This is a genomic window from Kitasatospora sp. NPDC001540 (assembly GCF_042894345.1).
GTDB classification, from domain to species: domain Bacteria; phylum Actinomycetota; class Actinomycetes; order Streptomycetales; family Streptomycetaceae; genus Kitasatospora; species Kitasatospora phosalacinea_C.
Window position 1 is genome coordinate 194,912 of sequence record NZ_JBIAVO010000005.1, and the last position, 15,040, is coordinate 209,951.

The following is a 15,040-nucleotide window of genomic DNA, read 5'->3' on the forward strand; positions in this document are numbered from 1 at the left end:
GCCGACCGGAGACAAGCCGTGATCCACGCCTCACCGGTGGCGTCCGTCACGAAAGGCAAGCCTTACCCGAGGGGCGCCGTGAACTCCTCCTAGACTCGCCGGTATGCATGCAGACCCCGCCGTCGAGGTGACCGCACTGGTCAAGCGGTACGGCGACAAGACCGCCGTGGACGGGCTGAGCCTGACCATCGCCCGGGGCACCGTGACCGCGGTGCTGGGCCCCAACGGCGCGGGCAAGACCACCACGATCGAGACCTGCGAGGGCTACCGCCGCCCCGACGCGGGCACCGTCCGGGTCCTCGGCCTGGACCCGGTCGCCCAGGCCGCGCGGCTGCGGCCGCGGATCGGCGTGATGCTCCAGTCGGGGGGCGTGTACGCCGGTGCGCGCGCCCTCGAAATGCTCCAGCACACCGCCAAGCTGTACGCCCACCCGCTGCCGGTCGGCCCGCTCGCCGAGCGCCTCGGCCTGGACTCCTGCGGCCGCACCCCGTACCGCCGGCTCTCCGGCGGCCAGCAGCAGCGCCTGGCCCTGGCGATGGCCGTGGTCGGCCGCCCCGAGCTGGTCTTCCTGGACGAGCCCACCGCCGGCCTCGACCCGCAGGCCCGCCGCGCCACCTGGGAGCTGGTCACCGAACTGCGCGCCGCGGGCGTCACCGTCGTCCTCACCACCCACCAGATGGACGAGGCCGAGCAGCTCGCCGACGAGGTCGCCGTCGTCGACCGCGGCCGGGTCATCGCCCAGGGCTCCCCCGACGCGCTGCGCGGCACCGAGGCCCAGCTGCGCTTCGACGGCCCGCCCGCCCTCGACCTGGCCTCGCTGCGCAAGGTCCTCCCCGACCGGGCCGTGGTCACCGAGCCCGCCCCCGGCTCCTACCGCGTCGAGGCCGAACTCGACGCCGCCCTGCTGGCCGCCGTCACCGGCTGGTGCGCCGAGGCCGGGGTGATGCCCGACAAGCTCGCGGTGCAGCGCCGCAGCCTCGAAGACGTCTTCCTCGACCTGACCGGACGGGACCTGCGATGACCGCCACCGACCTCACCCCCCGCCCGGGCGCCGCCCCGGTCGGCCGGATGCTGCTCGCGCAGACCGCCCTGGAGACCAGGATGCTGCTGCGCAACGGCGAGCAGCTGCTGCTCACCGTGGTCATCCCGACCGTGCTGCTGGTGCTGTTCTCCGCGGTCGACGTGGTGGACGTGGAGGGCCCGGGCGAGCGGGTCGACTTCCTGGCCCCGGGCCTGCTGGCGCTGGCGGTGATGTCCACCGCGTTCACCGGGCAGGCCATCGCCACCGGCTTCGAGCGCCGCTACGGCGTGCTCAAGCGGCTGGGCGCGACGCCGCTGCCGCGCTGGGCGCTGCTGTCCGCGAAGACCGGCTGCGTGCTGGTCACCGAACTGCTGCAGGTGCTGCTGCTGTCCGGCATCGCGCTGGCGCTGGGCTGGTCCCCGCACGGCAACCCGCTGGCGGTGCTGCTCCTGCTGGTGCTGGGCACCGCCGCCTTCTCGGGCCTGGGCCTGCTGATGGCGGGCACCCTGCGGGCGGAGGCCACGCTGGCCGGGGCCAACCTGGTGTTCGTCCTGCTGCTGCTGGCGGGCGGCGTGGTCGTCCCGCTGTCGAAGTTCCCCGGCGCGGTGCGCCCGGTGCTGGAGCTGCTGCCGATCTCGGCGCTCTCCGACGGCCTGCGCTCGGTCCTCCAGCTCGGCGGCGGCGTCCCCTGGGCCGACCTGGGCGTCCTGGCCGGCTGGTCGGTGCTGGGCCTGGCCGCCGCGTCCCGCTTCTTCCGCTGGGAGTAGCCCTCGCCCCCGCCCCCGCACGGAGAACGGCCCCGGGAACACCGCTCCCGGGGCCGTCGTCCTTCTCGACTCACCGCTCAGGAGGCCCCGTTGGCCTTCTTGCGGCGCGCCGCGTAGACGATGCCGCCGCCCGCGGCGAGCACCACGATGCCGCCGACGGTCAGCGTGGTGATGCCCTCGGCGCCGGTGAACGCCAGGCCGCCACCGCCGCCACCGCCGCCGTTCGAGCCGCCGCCGGTGGAGCCGGTGCGGCTCGCCGACGGGGACGGGGCCGCGCTGCCCGACCCGCTCGCGCTCGGCTGCGGGCTCGCCGAGCCGCCGGGCGTCGCCGGGGCGCTGCCGGACGGGGCCGGGCTCCCGGGGGTGCCGGGGGTGCCGGTGCCGGTGCTCGCCGACGGCGAGGGGCTGCCCGAGGGCACGGTGGTGGTGGTGCCGGGCAGGCAGCCCGCGAACGGGTAGTGGTGGGTCTCGGCGCCGCCGCTGCCGGTCAGCGACTTGGCCCACACCGACCCGTTGACCGGGCCGCCGGTGCCGAGGTCGAACGCCGCGTTCGGGGCGAGGATGCTGCCCGGCCAGGCGTTGCCGCTGCGCTTGGTGACCGAGGTCGCGGTCGGGAAGTTCCACAGCAGCTTCGCGCGCTCGGCGCCGCCGTCCGCGGACTGCGACTTGTCGTCCTGGACGTACGCCGACTTGGCGTGGTCCCGGATCCAGAACCCGGTGGTCGGGCCCTTGTTCTGGTCGTACGCGCCGCCCGTGACGTTGATGACCGTGGTGGAGCCGGCCGGGACGTCGAGGTAGACGTCCCCGGCCTTCTGCAGCACCTCGGCGCTGACGGTGAACACGTTGGTGGTCGCGTCGGTGCCGGTGAAGGTGATCTTCTTGTCCTGGGAGACCGGGGCGCCACCCGTGGTCTTCGCCAGTTCGGTGGAGACGTGCCGCAGGTTGGCGAACTCCTTGCCGAAGTCGATCGGCGAGCTGCCCTTGGAGACGCCCTCCAGCTGGCCGCCGCCGACGACCTTGCCGGCGTAGACGCCCTTGCCCTTCATGACCTGGACGTGGGCGCCCTTCTGGATCAGGTCGCCGCCCACCACCAGCGCGTAGCCGCCGGGCAGGGCGTCGACCTCGGCCTTGGTGAGCTCGTTGCCCACGGTGAAGCCGGACTTGCTGAAGTCGGCGTTGCCGCCGATCGCGACCGCGCCCTCGGCGTCCGGGCTGTGGGTGTCGTCGCCCTCGATGAACTCGCCGTACTTCCCGGCGACCCCGAGGTCGAAGCAGGTGCCGCCCGTCGCGGGGGCGGCGGTCGCGGCGGTCGGGACGACCAGGGCCGCGAGGGCGAGCGAGCCGCCGAGCGCCACGGCGGCAGCGGATATGGACTTGCGCATGTGCAGGAGACTCCGCGTGTGGGTCCGGGCAGGAGTGTGAGATGAGCCAAACCCGGAAAAAGGTATGGACCAGGGCGCACTCTCCCGGCCGGTGACTCGGCAGGTCAAGGCCGTTGACCGACACGCTCGAAATGATCCTTTTTGTCTCCCGCCCGTACCGGAACGTTTCGCCCCCGGCCGCCCTCGGCCGCCCTCCGCCCGCACCGCCGCGCCCGCGGCCGGAGCACCGCGTAAGCCCGCCTACGATGGTCCGGTGACCAACCCGCTCTCCCTCCTCGCCGCCCGCTGGCACCCGACCCCGCAGCACGTCCGCCGGGCGGCGCTGGCCGCCCTGGTGATGAGCGTGGTGATCGTGGTGACCGGCGGCGCCGTCCGGCTGACCGACTCCGGCCTGGGCTGCACCACCTGGCCCGCCTGCACCGACGGCAGCGTGACGCCGACGCCCGAGATGGGCGTGCACGGCGTCATCGAGTTCACCAACCGGATGCTCACCTACGTGCTGTCCGCCGCGATCGGCTGGTTCATCCTGGCCGCCCGCTGCGCGAAGCCCTGGCGCCGCTCGCTGACCAGGCTCGGCTGGGCCCAGTTCTGGATGGTGGTCGCCAACGCGGTGCTCGGCGGCATCACCGTGCTGACCGACCTCAACCCGTACGTGGTGGCGCTGCACATGGTCGCCGCGCTGGGCCTGGTCTGGGCGGCCGTGCTCGGCTGGGAGCGCGGCAAGGAGGGCGACGGCGCGCCGCACCCGCTGGTGGCGCCCGGGATCCAGCGCTTCGCGCAGGTGCTGGTGGCCTCGATCGGGGCGCTGGTGCTGGTCGGCACGCTGGTCACCGGCGCGGGCCACCACCCGGGCTCGGCCGGCACCTGGCGCATCCCGCTCGACTACGACCGCCTCGCCCAGGCCCACGCCGACCTGGTGTTCCTCGCGGTGGGCCTGACGCTGGCCGCGCTGCTGGTGTTCGCCGCGGTCAAGGCCCCGCCCGCCGCCCGGGCCCGGGTGCGGGAGCTGTTCGTGCTGCTGCTGCTGCAGGGCCTGCTCGGCTTCGTCCAGTACTTCACGGACGCCCCGGAGGTCATGGTCGGCCTGCACATGCTGGGCGCCGCGGTGATCTGGGGCGCCGCCCTGCGCGTCCCACTGGCCCTGCGCACCCGGGCGGGCATCCCGGCCCAGTCCGCCGCCCCGTCCGCCGAACTGGTCGCCTGAGGCCCGGGCACGACGGAGGCCCGCCGGGTCCTTGGGTCCAAGGGGTTCCCGGCGGGCCTCCGTCGTGTGCGGGCGGGTCAGATCTGGATGCCCGCCATCCGCTTCCACTCGTACGGGCCGGTCTTCACCTTCAGGCCCAGCTCGCCCTCGAAGCTGTCGTGCAGGGTGATCCCGGCCAGCTCGGCGGCCCGCCGGCCGACCGGGTAGCTGGGCGCGACCTGGTCGCCCCAGGCGCCGTCCGCGCCGACCAGGACGATCCGGGTGGCGGCGGCGCCGACGTACTCCACGACGCCGTCGGCGCTGCCGCCGTGCCGCGCGGCGAAGCTGCTCAGGTGCTTGGCAATGCGCTTGGCGCGGCGCTCGGCGCGGGCGTCCGGCGCGGGGGTGGTGGCGGTGTCCGCGTTGGTCATGCCCGCATGCTACCGAGGGGTAGCGCCGGTGGCGACGGCTGCGCGCTGTGCCGGAGCCCACACCTCCGCGGCGAGCAGCTCCCCGGCCCCGGCGTAGGCGCGGGCGAAGGCGGTGGCCTCCGGACCGGGGCGGGCGATCCGGTGGATCCGCTCCAGCCGCAGCCGCAGCGCGAACTCGCGCTGCTCGGGCGGCAGGCCCGCGGGCAGGTGGAGCAGGTCGAGCAGTCCGTCGGAGAACTCCTGGGTGCGCCAGGCCGCCGCCAGCCGGCGCCGCTGGTAGCCGTCCAGCGCGCCGCCGTCGCCGTCGCCGTCGAGGTCCGCCAGCAGCGCCCCGGCCAGGTCGACGACGTCGGCGACGGCCGAGTTGAGGCCCTTGGCGCCGGAGGGGGTGACGGTGTGCGCGGCGTCCCCGGCCAGCAGCAGCCGCCCGTGCCGCATCCGGCGGGCGACCCGGCCGCGCATCCGCAGCACGCCGGTCTCCAGCAGCTCGCCGGGCACCGGGTCCGCGCCGCCGAGCTCCAGCCGGTGCGCCAGCTCGGCCCGGATCCGGTCCGCGTCCCAGCCGTCCAACCGCTCCCCGGCGGGCACCTCCAGGTAGAACCGGCCGATGTCGGCGGTGCGCGGCATCATCCCGGCGAAGCCGTCGGCGTGCACCGCGTAGCGGATCGTCCCCACCGGCCGGTCGATCCGGGCCAGCACGGTCAGCCAGTCGTACGGGTAGCGGCGGGCGGGCCCCTCGGCGCCGTCGGGGAGGGCGGTGGCGACCGGGCCGCGCGCGCCCTCGCAGCCGACCGCCCAGGCGGCGCGCAGCTCCCCGTCCGCGGTGCGCAGCACGGGCCTGCCGTCGCCGTCCACCGCCACCGCGCCGACCGGCGAGGAGAAGGCGATCGTGCCCCCGTCCGCCTCGTAGGCGGCGATCAGGTCGCGGACCAGCAGTTGCTGCGGGTAGACCCAGTGCCGGGCGCCGCCGGAGAGCGCGCCGTAGTCGACGGTGACCTTCTCGCCGAGGCAGGTGATCTCGCACCGCCCGTGCCGCTCCCCCGCCGCGACCAGCCGGTCCGCGAGTCCCAGCCCGCGCAGGTGCTCCACCACCCGGTGCTCCAGCACCCCGGCCCGGGCGGCGCCCTCCAGTTCGGCCCGGGAGAGCCGCTCGTGGACGGCGACGTCGACGCCCGCCCGGCGCAGCAGGTGCGCGAGCACCAGCCCGGCGGGCCCGGCGCCGACGATCGCGACGGTGGTGGTGCGGGGCGTCATCGGCGCTCTCCCGGTGCTCTCGGCGGACGTCCGCAACCTAGCACCTGACGGCGGGTCAGGTGCCCGGCGTGAATACTGTCCGAGTGAACGATTTCCGTGGCTGGCCGGCCGAGGCGCTGGAGTTCTACGAGCACCTGGAGGCCGACAACTCGAAGACCTTCTGGGCCGCGCACCGCGCGGTGTACGACGAGGTGGTGCGGGCGCCGATGGAGGCGCTGCTGGCGCGGCTGGAGCCGGAGTTCGGGCCGGGGAAGATCTTCCGCCCGAACCGGGACGTCCGGTTCTCCGCCGACAAGTCCCCGTACAAGACGCACATCGGCGGGTACCTGGAGTCCGGCGGCTACGTGCAGCTGTCGGCGGACGGGCTGGCCTGCGGGCTGGGCTACTACCACCTGGCGAGCGACCAACTGGCGCGCTACCGCGCCGCGGTGGCCGAGGACGTGCCGGGCGCCGAACTGGAGCGGGTGGTGGCGGCCGTCCGCGCGGCCGGTCCGCAGGTGGTGGGACGGGACAGCCTGAAGACCGCGCCGCGCGGCGTCCCCAAGGACCACCCGCGGATCGAACTGCTGCGCCACAAGGGCCTGATCGCCTGGCAGGAGTGGGAGCCCGCGGCCTGGCTGGGCACCGCGGAGGCGTACGGCCGGATCACCGGTTTCCTGCACGCGGCACAGCCGCTGCACGCCTGGCTGGAGAACCACGTCGGCCCCAGCGAGCTTCCGCCGCGCTGAGGCCGAGGGGTCGAGCAGGAGGGGGTCAGCCCACGAAGGGGTCGATCGCGACGACCAGGAACAGCAGGGTCAGGTAGGTGATCGACCAGTGGAACAGCCGCATCTCCTTGAGCTTGGCGCCCACGATGCCCGCCCTGGCGCGCGACTGGAGGGCGTAGGCCTCCTTCATCCACAGCGCGCCGAGGACCGCGGCGACGGTCGGGTACAGCCAGCTGGTGTGCGCGGCGGGCCACAGCAGCAGCGAGGTCGCGACCATCACCCAGGAGTAGGCGACGACCTGCTTGGCGACGCCGATGTTGCCGCGGATCACCGGCAGCATCGGCACCCCGGCCTTGGCGTAGTCGTCGCGGACCTTCATCATCAGCACCCAGGTGTGCGGCGGCGTCCAGAAGAACACCACCAGGAACAGCACCAGGGCCGCCCAGGACAGCGAGTCCGTGACCGAGGACCAGCCGACCAGCACCGGCATGCACCCGGCGATGCCGCCCCACACCACGTTCTGCGAGGTGCGGCGCTTGAGGCCGAGGGTGTAGACGAAGACGTAGAACAGCAGGGCGCCCAGCGCGAGCGCCGAGGAGAGCCAGTTGACCAGGACGCCGAGCCACAGGGTGGAGACCACGGCCAGCGTGACGCCGAAGACCAGCGCCTCGCGCGGGGAGACCATGCCGGTGACGATCGGACGCCGTTCGGTGCGGGACATCACCGCGTCGATGTCCCGGTCGATGTACATGTTGAGCGCGTTGGCGCCGCCCGCCGAGAGGTAGCCGCCGACCACGACCGCGAGCACCCGCCACAGGTCGGGGACGCCGCCCTGGGCCAGGAACATCACCGGCACCGTGGAGATCAGCAGGAGTTCGATGATCCGGGGCTTGGTGAGGGCCACGAAGGCCCCGACGCGGGCCCCGAACGGCCGGGGCGCGGTCCTCGTCCCTACCACCACCCCTGCGGGGCGGGATTCGACGGCGGTCACGGACACCTCAACAGTCGATGAACTTCCACAGGCGACCCGGAGAACCCGCAGGGTGCCCGCCGTCCGCTCTGCGCGTACCACGCAACCATAGACGTTCCATATCTCCCGATCCGCCCCGGGGTCCCCGGCGAGCCGTGCCCGCTCCCGTCCTGCCCAACGGGACGGGCAAACCCTCCCCGTACGGGTGAAGGTGGGACAGAGCGATTGACGACCCGGCGGTGGAATGCGACGCCGCCGTCTCACGTTGCCCCGGCACAGAGGGTGAGGTGCGCCGCAAACGGTAGGCTCGCACGGAGAAGCGGGATCAACCCTCCGTGATCTGCACCAGCCACAGCGGCGTGGCCGACCGGTCCTCTTCACGGGGTCACACTTCACAGAATCCGGAAGGAGCCCTGAGTCAGGGTGAGCACCACGCCGAACGTCTTTGAGTGGAGCGAGTCGGACCAGCGGGCCGTCGACACGGCCCGGGTCCTGGCGATGGACGCCGTGCAGAAGGTGGGGAACGGGCACCCCGGCACGGCCATGTCGCTGGCTCCCGCCGCGTACCTCATCTTCCAGCGCTTCCTGCGCCACGACCCGACCGACCCGACCTGGGTGGGCCGGGACCGCTTCGTGCTCTCCCCCGGGCACACCTCCCTCACGCTGTACACCCAGCTGTTCCTGTCCGGCTACGGGCTGTCGCTGGACGACCTGAAGGCCTTCCGGGTCGCGGGCAGCCGCACCCCCGGCCACCCCGAGCACGGCCACACCGCGGGCGTCGAGACCACCACCGGCCCGCTGGGCCAGGGCATCGGCAACGCGGTCGGCATGGCGATGGCCGCCCGCTACGAGCGCGGCCTATTCGACCCGGACGCGGCGCCCGGCACCTCGCCGTTCGACCACACCGTCTGGGCGATCGTCTCCGACGGCGACCTGGAGGAGGGCATCTCCGCGGAGGCGTCCTCGCTGGCCGGCCACCAGAAGCTGGGCAACCTGGTCGCGGTGTACGACGACAACCACATCTCGATCGAGGGCGACACCGCCACCGCGTTCTCCGAGGACGTGCTGGCCCGCTACGAGGCGTACGGCTGGCACGTCCAGCGGGTCGCCCCGAAGGCCGACGGCGACATCGACGTGGCCGCGCTGGCCGCCGCGCTGGAGGCCGCCCGGGCCGAGACCGGCAAGCCGTCGATCATCGCGATGCGCACCATCATCGCCTGGCCCGCGCCGAACGCCCAGGACACCGCCAAGGCGCACGGCTCGGCCCTCGGCGACGCCGAGATCGCCGCCACCAAGAAGGTGCTCGGCTTCGACCCGGACAAGACCTTCGAGGTCTCCGACGAGGTCGTCGCGCACGCCCGCAAGGTCGTCCAGCGCGGCCAGGCGGCCCGCGCCGCCTGGGACGCCGAGATCGCCGACTGGCGCGCCGCCAACCCGCAGCGCGCCGCCGAGTTCGACCGGATCCAGATCGGCGAGCTGCCCGACGGCTGGGAGAAGGCGATCCCGGTCTTCCCGGCCGGCAAGGACGTCGCCACCCGCAAGGCCTCCGGCGACACCCTCAAGGCGGTCGGCAAGCTGGTCCCCGAGCTCTGGGGCGGCTCCGCGGACCTCGCCGAGTCCAACCTGACCACCATCGACGAGGAGTCCTCCTTCCTCCCGGAGGGCAACCCGCTCAAGAGCGCCTCGCCGTACGGCCGCACCATCCACTTCGGCATCCGCGAGCACGCCATGGGCTCGGTGATGAACGGCATCGCGCTGCACGGCCGCACCCGCGTCTACGGCGGCACCTTCCTGGTGTTCTCCGACTACATGCGCCCCGCGGTCCGGCTCGCCGCGCTGATGAAGCTGCCGGTGGTCTACGTCTGGACGCACGACTCGATCGGCCTCGGCGAGGACGGCCCGACCCACCAGCCGGTCGAGCACCTGGCCGCGCTGCGCGCCATTCCCGGCCTGGCCGTGGTCCGCCCGGCGGACGCCAACGAGACCGCCGTGGTGTGGCGCACCGTGCTGGAGCGGCAGACCAGCCACCCCGGCCCGGTCGGCCTGGCGCTGACCCGCCAGGGCGTGCCGACCTTCGACCGCGAGGTGTTCGGCTCCGCCGAGGGCGCGGCCAAGGGCGGCTACGTGCTGGCCGAGGCCGAGGGCGGCGAGCCCAAGGTCATCCTGATCGGCACCGGCTCCGAGGTGCAGCTGGCCGTGCAGGCCCGCGAGGTGCTGCAGTCCGAGGGCGTCCCGACCCGGGTGGTCTCGCTGCCGTCGGTGGAGTGGTTCAACGAGCAGGACCAGGCGTACCGCGACAGCGTGCTGCCGCCGAACGTCCGGGCCCGGGTCTCGGTCGAGGCGGGCATCGCCCAGGGCTGGCGCGAGCTGGTCGGCGACGCCGGTCGGATCATCAGCCTGGACCACTTCGGCGCCTCCGCCGACTACCAGGTGCTGTACCAGGAGTTCGGCATCACCGCCGACGCGGTCGCCAACGCCGCCCGCGCCTCGCTGCGCACGGTCGAGGCCGTCTCCCGCTGACGCGGTGACCCGCCCGGTCCGGGGTATCCGCACAGCCCCGGACCGGCTCCCCGAACTCCACCAGACGTACGAAAAGAAGAAGAGGGACTGAGCACCATGACCGACGCTTTGAACCGCCTCAGCGAAGAAGGCGTGGCGATCTGGCTCGACGACCTGAGCCGGGAGCGCCTGAACTCCGGCAACCTGGCCGAGCTGGTGCAGGAGAAGCACGTCGTCGGCGTCACCACCAACCCGACCATCTTCCAGAAGGCCATCGGCAGCGGCAGCGCCGCCTACGACGGCCAGCTGACCGACCTCGCGGTCCGCAAGGTCACCACCGAGGAGGCGATCCGCATGATCACCACCTCCGACGTGCGCGACGCCGCCGACGTGCTGCGCCCCGTGTACGACGCCTCCAACGGCCGCGACGGCCGGGTCTCCATCGAGGTCGACCCGCGCCTGGCCCACCGCACCGACGCCACCGTCGCCGAGGCCAAGCAGCTGTGGTGGCTGGTCGACCGCCCCAACGTGCTGATCAAGATCCCCGCCACCATGGGCGGCCTGCCCGCGATCAGCCAGGTGCTGGCCAAGGGCATCAGCGTCAACGTCACGCTGATCTTCTCGCTGGAGCGCTACAAGGCCGTCATCGACGCCCACCTGACCGGCCTGGAGCAGGCCAAGGCCGCCGGCCTCGACCTCTCGCAGATCGAGTCGGTCGCCTCGTTCTTCGTCTCCCGCGTGGACACCGAGATCGACAAGCGCCTGGACGCGGTCGGCACCCCCGAGGCCAAGGAGCTGCGCTCCAAGGCCGCCGTCGCCAACGCCCGCCTCGCCTACCAGGCGTACGAGGAGGTCTACGGCTCGGTGGACGGCTCCAAGCCGGCCTCGGCCCGCTGGGCGGCCCTGGAGGCGGCCGGCGCCAAGCCGCAGCGCCCGCTGTGGGCCTCCACCGGCGTCAAGGACCCGAACCTTCCGGACACCCTCTACGTGACCGAGCTGGTCGCCCCGGGCACCGTCAACACCATGCCCGAGGCCACCCTGGACGCCACCGACGACCACGGCCAGGTCACCGGCGACACCATCACCCCGAACTACGCCGACGCCAAGGCCGTGCTCGACGCGGTCGCCGCCGCGGGCGTGGACTACGACGACGTGGTCCAGGTCCTGGAGGACGAGGGCGTGCAGAAGTTCGAGGCGTCCTGGACGGAGCTGCTCGAAACCGTCACCGCGGCGCTCGACGCGCACGGCAAGAACTGACTCCTGCTCACGAACTGACGTCACGGAAGCGGAGCACACCACAGTGAGCAACACCCAGCCGTACCCGGATGTGGAGGGCACGGAACCGGCCGCGGGCGACACCCCGGACCGGCCCGTCAACCCGCTGCGCGACCCCGCCGACCGGCGGCTCCCGAGGATCGCCGGCCCGTCCGGACTGGTGATCTTCGGCGTCACCGGCGACCTGTCGCGCAAGAAGCTGATGCCGGCGGTCTACGACCTCGCCAACCGCGGCCTGCTGCCGCCGGGCTTCTCGCTCGTCGGGTTCGCCCGCCGCGAGTGGGAGGACGAGGACTTCGCCAACGAGGTGCACGACGCCGTCAAGGAGCACGCCCGCACCCCCTTCCGCGAGGAGGTCTGGCAGCAACTGGCGAAGGGCATGCGCTTCGTCCAGGGCGACTTCGGCGACGACGAGGCCTTCGACACCCTGCGCCGCACCATCGAGGACCTCGACCGGGCGCAGGGCACCGGCGGCAACTTCGCGTTCTACCTGTCGGTGCCGCCGAAGTTCTTCCCGACCGTGGTCCAGCAGCTCAAGAAGCACGGCCTGACCGACCCGCCGGCCGGGTCGTGGCGCCGGGCGGTCATCGAGAAGCCGTTCGGCCACGACCTGGCCAGCGCCCAGGAGTTGAACCGGATCGTCCACGAGGTCTTCCCCCGGGACGAGGTCTTCCGGATCGACCACTACCTGGGCAAGGAGACCGTCCAGAACATCCTGGCGCTCCGCTTCGCCAACCAGATGTTCGAGCCGATCTGGAACCGGTCGTACGTCGACCACGTGCAGATCACCATGGCCGAGGACATCGGCATCGGCGGCCGGGCCGGCTACTACGACGGGATCGGCTCCGCCCGTGACGTCATCCAGAACCACCTGCTGCAGCTGATGGCGCTGACCGCCATCGAGGAGCCGGCGTCCTTCCACCCGAAGGCGCTGGTCGCCGAGAAGCTGAAGGTGCTCAGCGCCGTCAAGCTGCCCGCCGACCTGGGCGCGCACACCGTGCGCGGCCAGTACGCGGCGGGCTGGCAGGGCGGCGAGGAGGTCGTCGGGTACCTGGACGAGGACGGCATCGACCCCGAGTCCCGGACCGACACCTACGCCGCCATCAAGCTGGAGATCAACAACCGGCGCTGGGCGGGCGTCCCGTTCTACCTGCGCACCGGCAAGCGGCTGGGCCGCCGGGTCACCGAGATCGCGGTGGTCTTCCAGCGCGCCCCGTACCTGCCGTTCGACTCCTACGCCACCGAGGAGCTCGGCCAGAACGCCCTGGTGATCCGCGTCCAGCCGGACGAGGGCGTCACCGTGCGCTTCGGCTCGAAGGTCCCCGGCACCGCGCTGGAGGTCCGCGACGTCACGATGGACTTCGCCTACGGCGAGTCCTTCACCGAGTCCAGCCCCGAGGCGTACGAGCGCCTCATCCTGGACGTCCTGCTGGGCGACGCGAACCTCTTCCCGCGGCACCAGGAGGTCGAGCTGTCCTGGCAGATCCTCGACCCGATCGAGCAGTACTGGGACGCCAACGGCAAGCCCGCGCAGTACCCGGCCGGCACCTGGGGGCCGGTCGAGGCGGACGAGATGCTCGCACGAGACGGCAGGAGCTGGCGCCGGCCATGAAGATCGACCTGACGGACACCACGTCCAGCAAGATCAACGCTGCCCTGATGGACGCCCGCCGGTCCAGCGGCTCGACCGCCGCCGGCATGGTGCTGACCCTGGTCATCGTGACCGACGAGGGCAGCGCCTACGACGCCCTCAAGGCCGCCAACGACGCCTCCCGCGAGCACCCCTCGCGGACGCTCGCCGTCATCAAGCGGGCCGGCCGCTCCCCCCGCGCCCGGGCCGAGACCCGGCTCGACGCGGAGATCCTGGTCGGCACCGACGCGGGCAGCGGCGAGACGGTCATCCTGCGCATGCACGGCGAACTCGCCGCGCACGCCCAGTCGGTGGTCCTGCCGCTGCTGCTGCCCGACGCCCCCGTGGTGGTCTGGTGGCCGGACAACGCCCCGCTCAACCCCGCGCAGGACCCGCTGGGCGCGCTCGCCCAGCGCCGCATCACCGACGCGGTGACCGCGGAGTCCCCGGTCGGCCAGCTCGCCCAGCGGGCGGCCGGCTACACCCCCGGCGACACCGACCTCGCCTGGACCAGGATCACCGGCTGGCGCTCCATGCTGGCCGCCGCCCTGGACCAGCGCGAGGTCACCATCACCGGCGCCGTGGTCGAGGGCGAGTCGTACAACCCCAGCGTCGAACTGCTCGGCCTGTGGCTGCACAACCGCCTGCGCGTCCCGGTCGAACGGGTCGTCACCGGCGGCCCCGGCATCACCGCGGTGCGGCTGCGCACCGCGGACGGCGACATCACCCTCGACCGCCCCGACGGCCTGCTCGGCACGCTCTGCATGCCCGGCGCGCCCGACCGGATGGTCGCGCTCAAGCGCCGCGACACCGCCGAACTGATCGCCGAGGAGCTGCGCCGCCTCGACCCCGACGACATCTACGCCACCGCCGTCCGCACCCCGGTCGACCGGCTGCGCGAGCGGATCGCCGGAGTCGAGCACGCGGGCCCCGGCGGCACCGTGGAGGCCGAGGCCCCCGCGGCGGCGGAGGAGCCCAAGGTGGTCGAGGCCGCGGTCGCCAACCCGACCCGGGTCACCGCCAAGCTGCCGGCCAAGACCGCGGCGGCCAAGCGGACCACGGCCAAGAAGGCCGCCAAGGCCGCCCCGCGCAAGCGGAGCGGCCAGTGAGCGGCGGGCAGCGGGTCCTGGTCCACCGGGACGCCGCGCTGCTGGCCCAGGCGGCCGCCGCCCGGCTGCTCACCGCCCTGGTCGACGCCCAGTCCGCCCGCGGCACCGCCCACCTGGTGCTCACCGGCGGCCGCAACGGCAACGCCCTGCTGGCCGCGCTCGCCGCCCACCCGGCGCGCGACGCGGTCGACTGGGCGCACGTCGACCTGTGGTGGGGCGACGAGCGCTACCTCCCGGCCGGCGACCCGGACCGCAACGCCGTCCAGGCCGCCGCGTTCCTGGACGCCGTCCGGCCGCTCGGCGCCCGGGTGCACGAGATGCCCGCGGACGGCGGCGGATCGGCCGAGGACGCCGCGGGCCGCTACGCCGCCGACCTGGCGGCCGCGGCCGACGGCGGCGCGCAACTGCCCGTCTTCGACGTCCTGCTGCTCGGCGTCGGCCCCGACGCGCACGTCGCCTCGCTCTTCCCCGGCCACCCCGGCACCGAGCGCACCGACGGCACCGTCATCGCCGTGCACGACTCGCCCAAGCCCCCGCCCACCCGCTTCTCGCTGACCCTCCCCGCCCTGCGGGGGGCCCGCCAGGTCTGGCTGCTGGCCGCGGGCGAGGACAAGGCCGAGGCGGTCGCCCTGGCCCGCACCGCCCCCGGAGCCGCCACGGCCCCGGCCGGCGCGGTCCGCGGCACCGAGCAGACCCTGTGGTTCCTCGACGAGGCCGCCGCGGGCAAACTCGCCCACTAGGGGCTCGCCCCCGTACGCGCGAAGGGCGCCACCGGTGACCGGTGGCGCCCTTCGCGTCGTGCTCCGCTCCGC

Annotated in this window: 13 protein-coding genes; 9 read left to right on the plus strand and 4 right to left on the minus strand. The window is 73.6% G+C overall.

Annotated features, from left to right (window positions below; genetic code table 11):
- Positions 1-103 precede the first annotated feature (103 nt).
- On the plus strand, positions 104-1,021 hold the full coding sequence (locus tag ACFY00_RS09345) for an ABC transporter ATP-binding protein (protein ID WP_388028990.1): 918 nt from the start codon (positions 104-106) through the stop codon (positions 1,019-1,021).
- Positions 1,018-1,788, plus strand: a complete 771-nt coding sequence (locus ACFY00_RS09350; RefSeq protein ID WP_388028993.1) for an ABC transporter permease — start codon at positions 1,018-1,020, stop codon at positions 1,786-1,788. Before ACFY00_RS09345 ends, ACFY00_RS09350 begins: the two co-directional genes overlap by 4 nt.
- 77 nt (positions 1,789-1,865) lie before the next feature.
- Here ACFY00_RS09350 and ACFY00_RS09355 read toward each other — a convergent pair whose 3' ends face one another.
- Complete coding sequence (locus tag ACFY00_RS09355; protein WP_388028996.1) at positions 1,866-3,170, minus strand: choice-of-anchor A family protein; 1,305 nt, start codon at positions 3,168-3,170, stop codon at positions 1,866-1,868.
- A gap of 253 nt (positions 3,171-3,423) precedes the next feature.
- Between ACFY00_RS09355 and ACFY00_RS09360 the strand changes: the two genes are divergently transcribed.
- Positions 3,424-4,374 (plus strand): heme A synthase, encoded by a 951-nt coding sequence (locus tag ACFY00_RS09360; protein ID WP_388028998.1) that lies wholly within the window; start codon positions 3,424-3,426, stop codon positions 4,372-4,374.
- Positions 4,375-4,451: 77 nt separating this feature from the next.
- On the opposite strand, the gene ACFY00_RS09365 is transcribed toward ACFY00_RS09360, so the two are convergent.
- Positions 4,452-4,784, minus strand: coding sequence for a hypothetical protein (locus tag ACFY00_RS09365; RefSeq protein WP_388029001.1), 333 nt, complete (start codon positions 4,782-4,784; stop codon positions 4,452-4,454).
- Between the two features lie 9 nt (positions 4,785-4,793).
- The gene (locus ACFY00_RS09370; RefSeq protein WP_388029003.1) at positions 4,794-6,038 is read right to left on the minus strand and encodes an FAD-dependent monooxygenase; all 1,245 of its coding nucleotides are present in this window, start codon (positions 6,036-6,038) and stop codon (positions 4,794-4,796) included.
- A gap of 83 nt (positions 6,039-6,121) precedes the next feature.
- Between ACFY00_RS09370 and ACFY00_RS09375 the strand changes: the two genes are divergently transcribed.
- The gene (locus ACFY00_RS09375; protein WP_388029005.1) at positions 6,122-6,766 is read left to right on the plus strand and encodes a DUF2461 domain-containing protein; all 645 of its coding nucleotides are present in this window, start codon (positions 6,122-6,124) and stop codon (positions 6,764-6,766) included.
- A 25-nt stretch (positions 6,767-6,791) separates the two neighbouring features.
- Here the strand turns inward: ACFY00_RS09375 and ACFY00_RS09380 are convergent, their stop codons facing one another.
- A complete protein-coding gene (locus ACFY00_RS09380) occupies positions 6,792-7,736 on the minus strand; it encodes a heme o synthase (protein WP_388029205.1) in 945 nt (314 codons plus the stop codon).
- Positions 7,737-8,138: 402 nt separating this feature from the next.
- Here ACFY00_RS09380 and tkt point away from each other — a divergent pair, with 402 nt between their 5' ends.
- The 5 genes from tkt (at position 8,139) to pgl (ending at position 14,968) form a co-directional block, all read left to right on the plus strand.
- Positions 8,139-10,235: a transketolase gene (gene tkt / locus ACFY00_RS09385; RefSeq protein WP_388029008.1), complete on the plus strand. Its 2,097-nt coding sequence runs from the start codon at positions 8,139-8,141 to the stop codon at positions 10,233-10,235.
- Positions 10,236-10,331: 96 nt separating this feature from the next.
- On the plus strand, positions 10,332-11,471 hold the full coding sequence (gene tal, locus ACFY00_RS09390; RefSeq protein WP_388029010.1) for a transaldolase: 1,140 nt from the start codon (positions 10,332-10,334) through the stop codon (positions 11,469-11,471).
- A 70-nt stretch (positions 11,472-11,541) separates the two neighbouring features.
- Positions 11,542-13,101, plus strand: a complete 1,560-nt coding sequence (gene zwf / locus ACFY00_RS09395; protein ID WP_388029207.1) for a glucose-6-phosphate dehydrogenase — start codon at positions 11,542-11,544, stop codon at positions 13,099-13,101.
- Positions 13,098-14,228, plus strand: a complete 1,131-nt coding sequence (opcA, locus tag ACFY00_RS09400; RefSeq protein WP_388029012.1) for a glucose-6-phosphate dehydrogenase assembly protein OpcA — start codon at positions 13,098-13,100, stop codon at positions 14,226-14,228. Before zwf ends, opcA begins: the two co-directional genes overlap by 4 nt.
- Positions 14,225-14,968 carry a 6-phosphogluconolactonase gene (gene pgl / locus ACFY00_RS09405; RefSeq protein ID WP_388029014.1) on the plus strand — a complete coding sequence of 248 codons (744 nt, stop codon included), beginning with the start codon at positions 14,225-14,227 and terminating at the stop codon, positions 14,966-14,968. The genes opcA and pgl overlap by 4 nt, the downstream gene beginning before the upstream one ends.
- Positions 14,969-15,040 lie beyond the last annotated feature (72 nt).

Coding starts and splice junctions, on each gene's coding strand:
- tal (WP_388029010.1), top strand. CDS start 10,332: ATGACCGACGCTTTGAACCGCCTCAGCGAAGAAGGCGTGGCGATCTGG.
- opcA (WP_388029012.1), top strand. CDS start 13,098: ATGAAGATCGACCTGACGGACACCACGTCCAGCAAGATCAACGCTGCC.
- ACFY00_RS09350 (WP_388028993.1), top strand. CDS start 1,018: ATGACCGCCACCGACCTCACCCCCCGCCCGGGCGCCGCCCCGGTCGGC.
- ACFY00_RS09370 (WP_388029003.1), bottom strand. CDS start 6,038: ATGACGCCCCGCACCACCACCGTCGCGATCGTCGGCGCCGGGCCCGCC.
- ACFY00_RS09345 (WP_388028990.1), top strand. CDS start 104: ATGCATGCAGACCCCGCCGTCGAGGTGACCGCACTGGTCAAGCGGTAC.
- ACFY00_RS09365 (WP_388029001.1), bottom strand. CDS start 4,784: ATGACCAACGCGGACACCGCCACCACCCCCGCGCCGGACGCCCGCGCC.
- ACFY00_RS09355 (WP_388028996.1), bottom strand. CDS start 3,170: ATGCGCAAGTCCATATCCGCTGCCGCCGTGGCGCTCGGCGGCTCGCTC.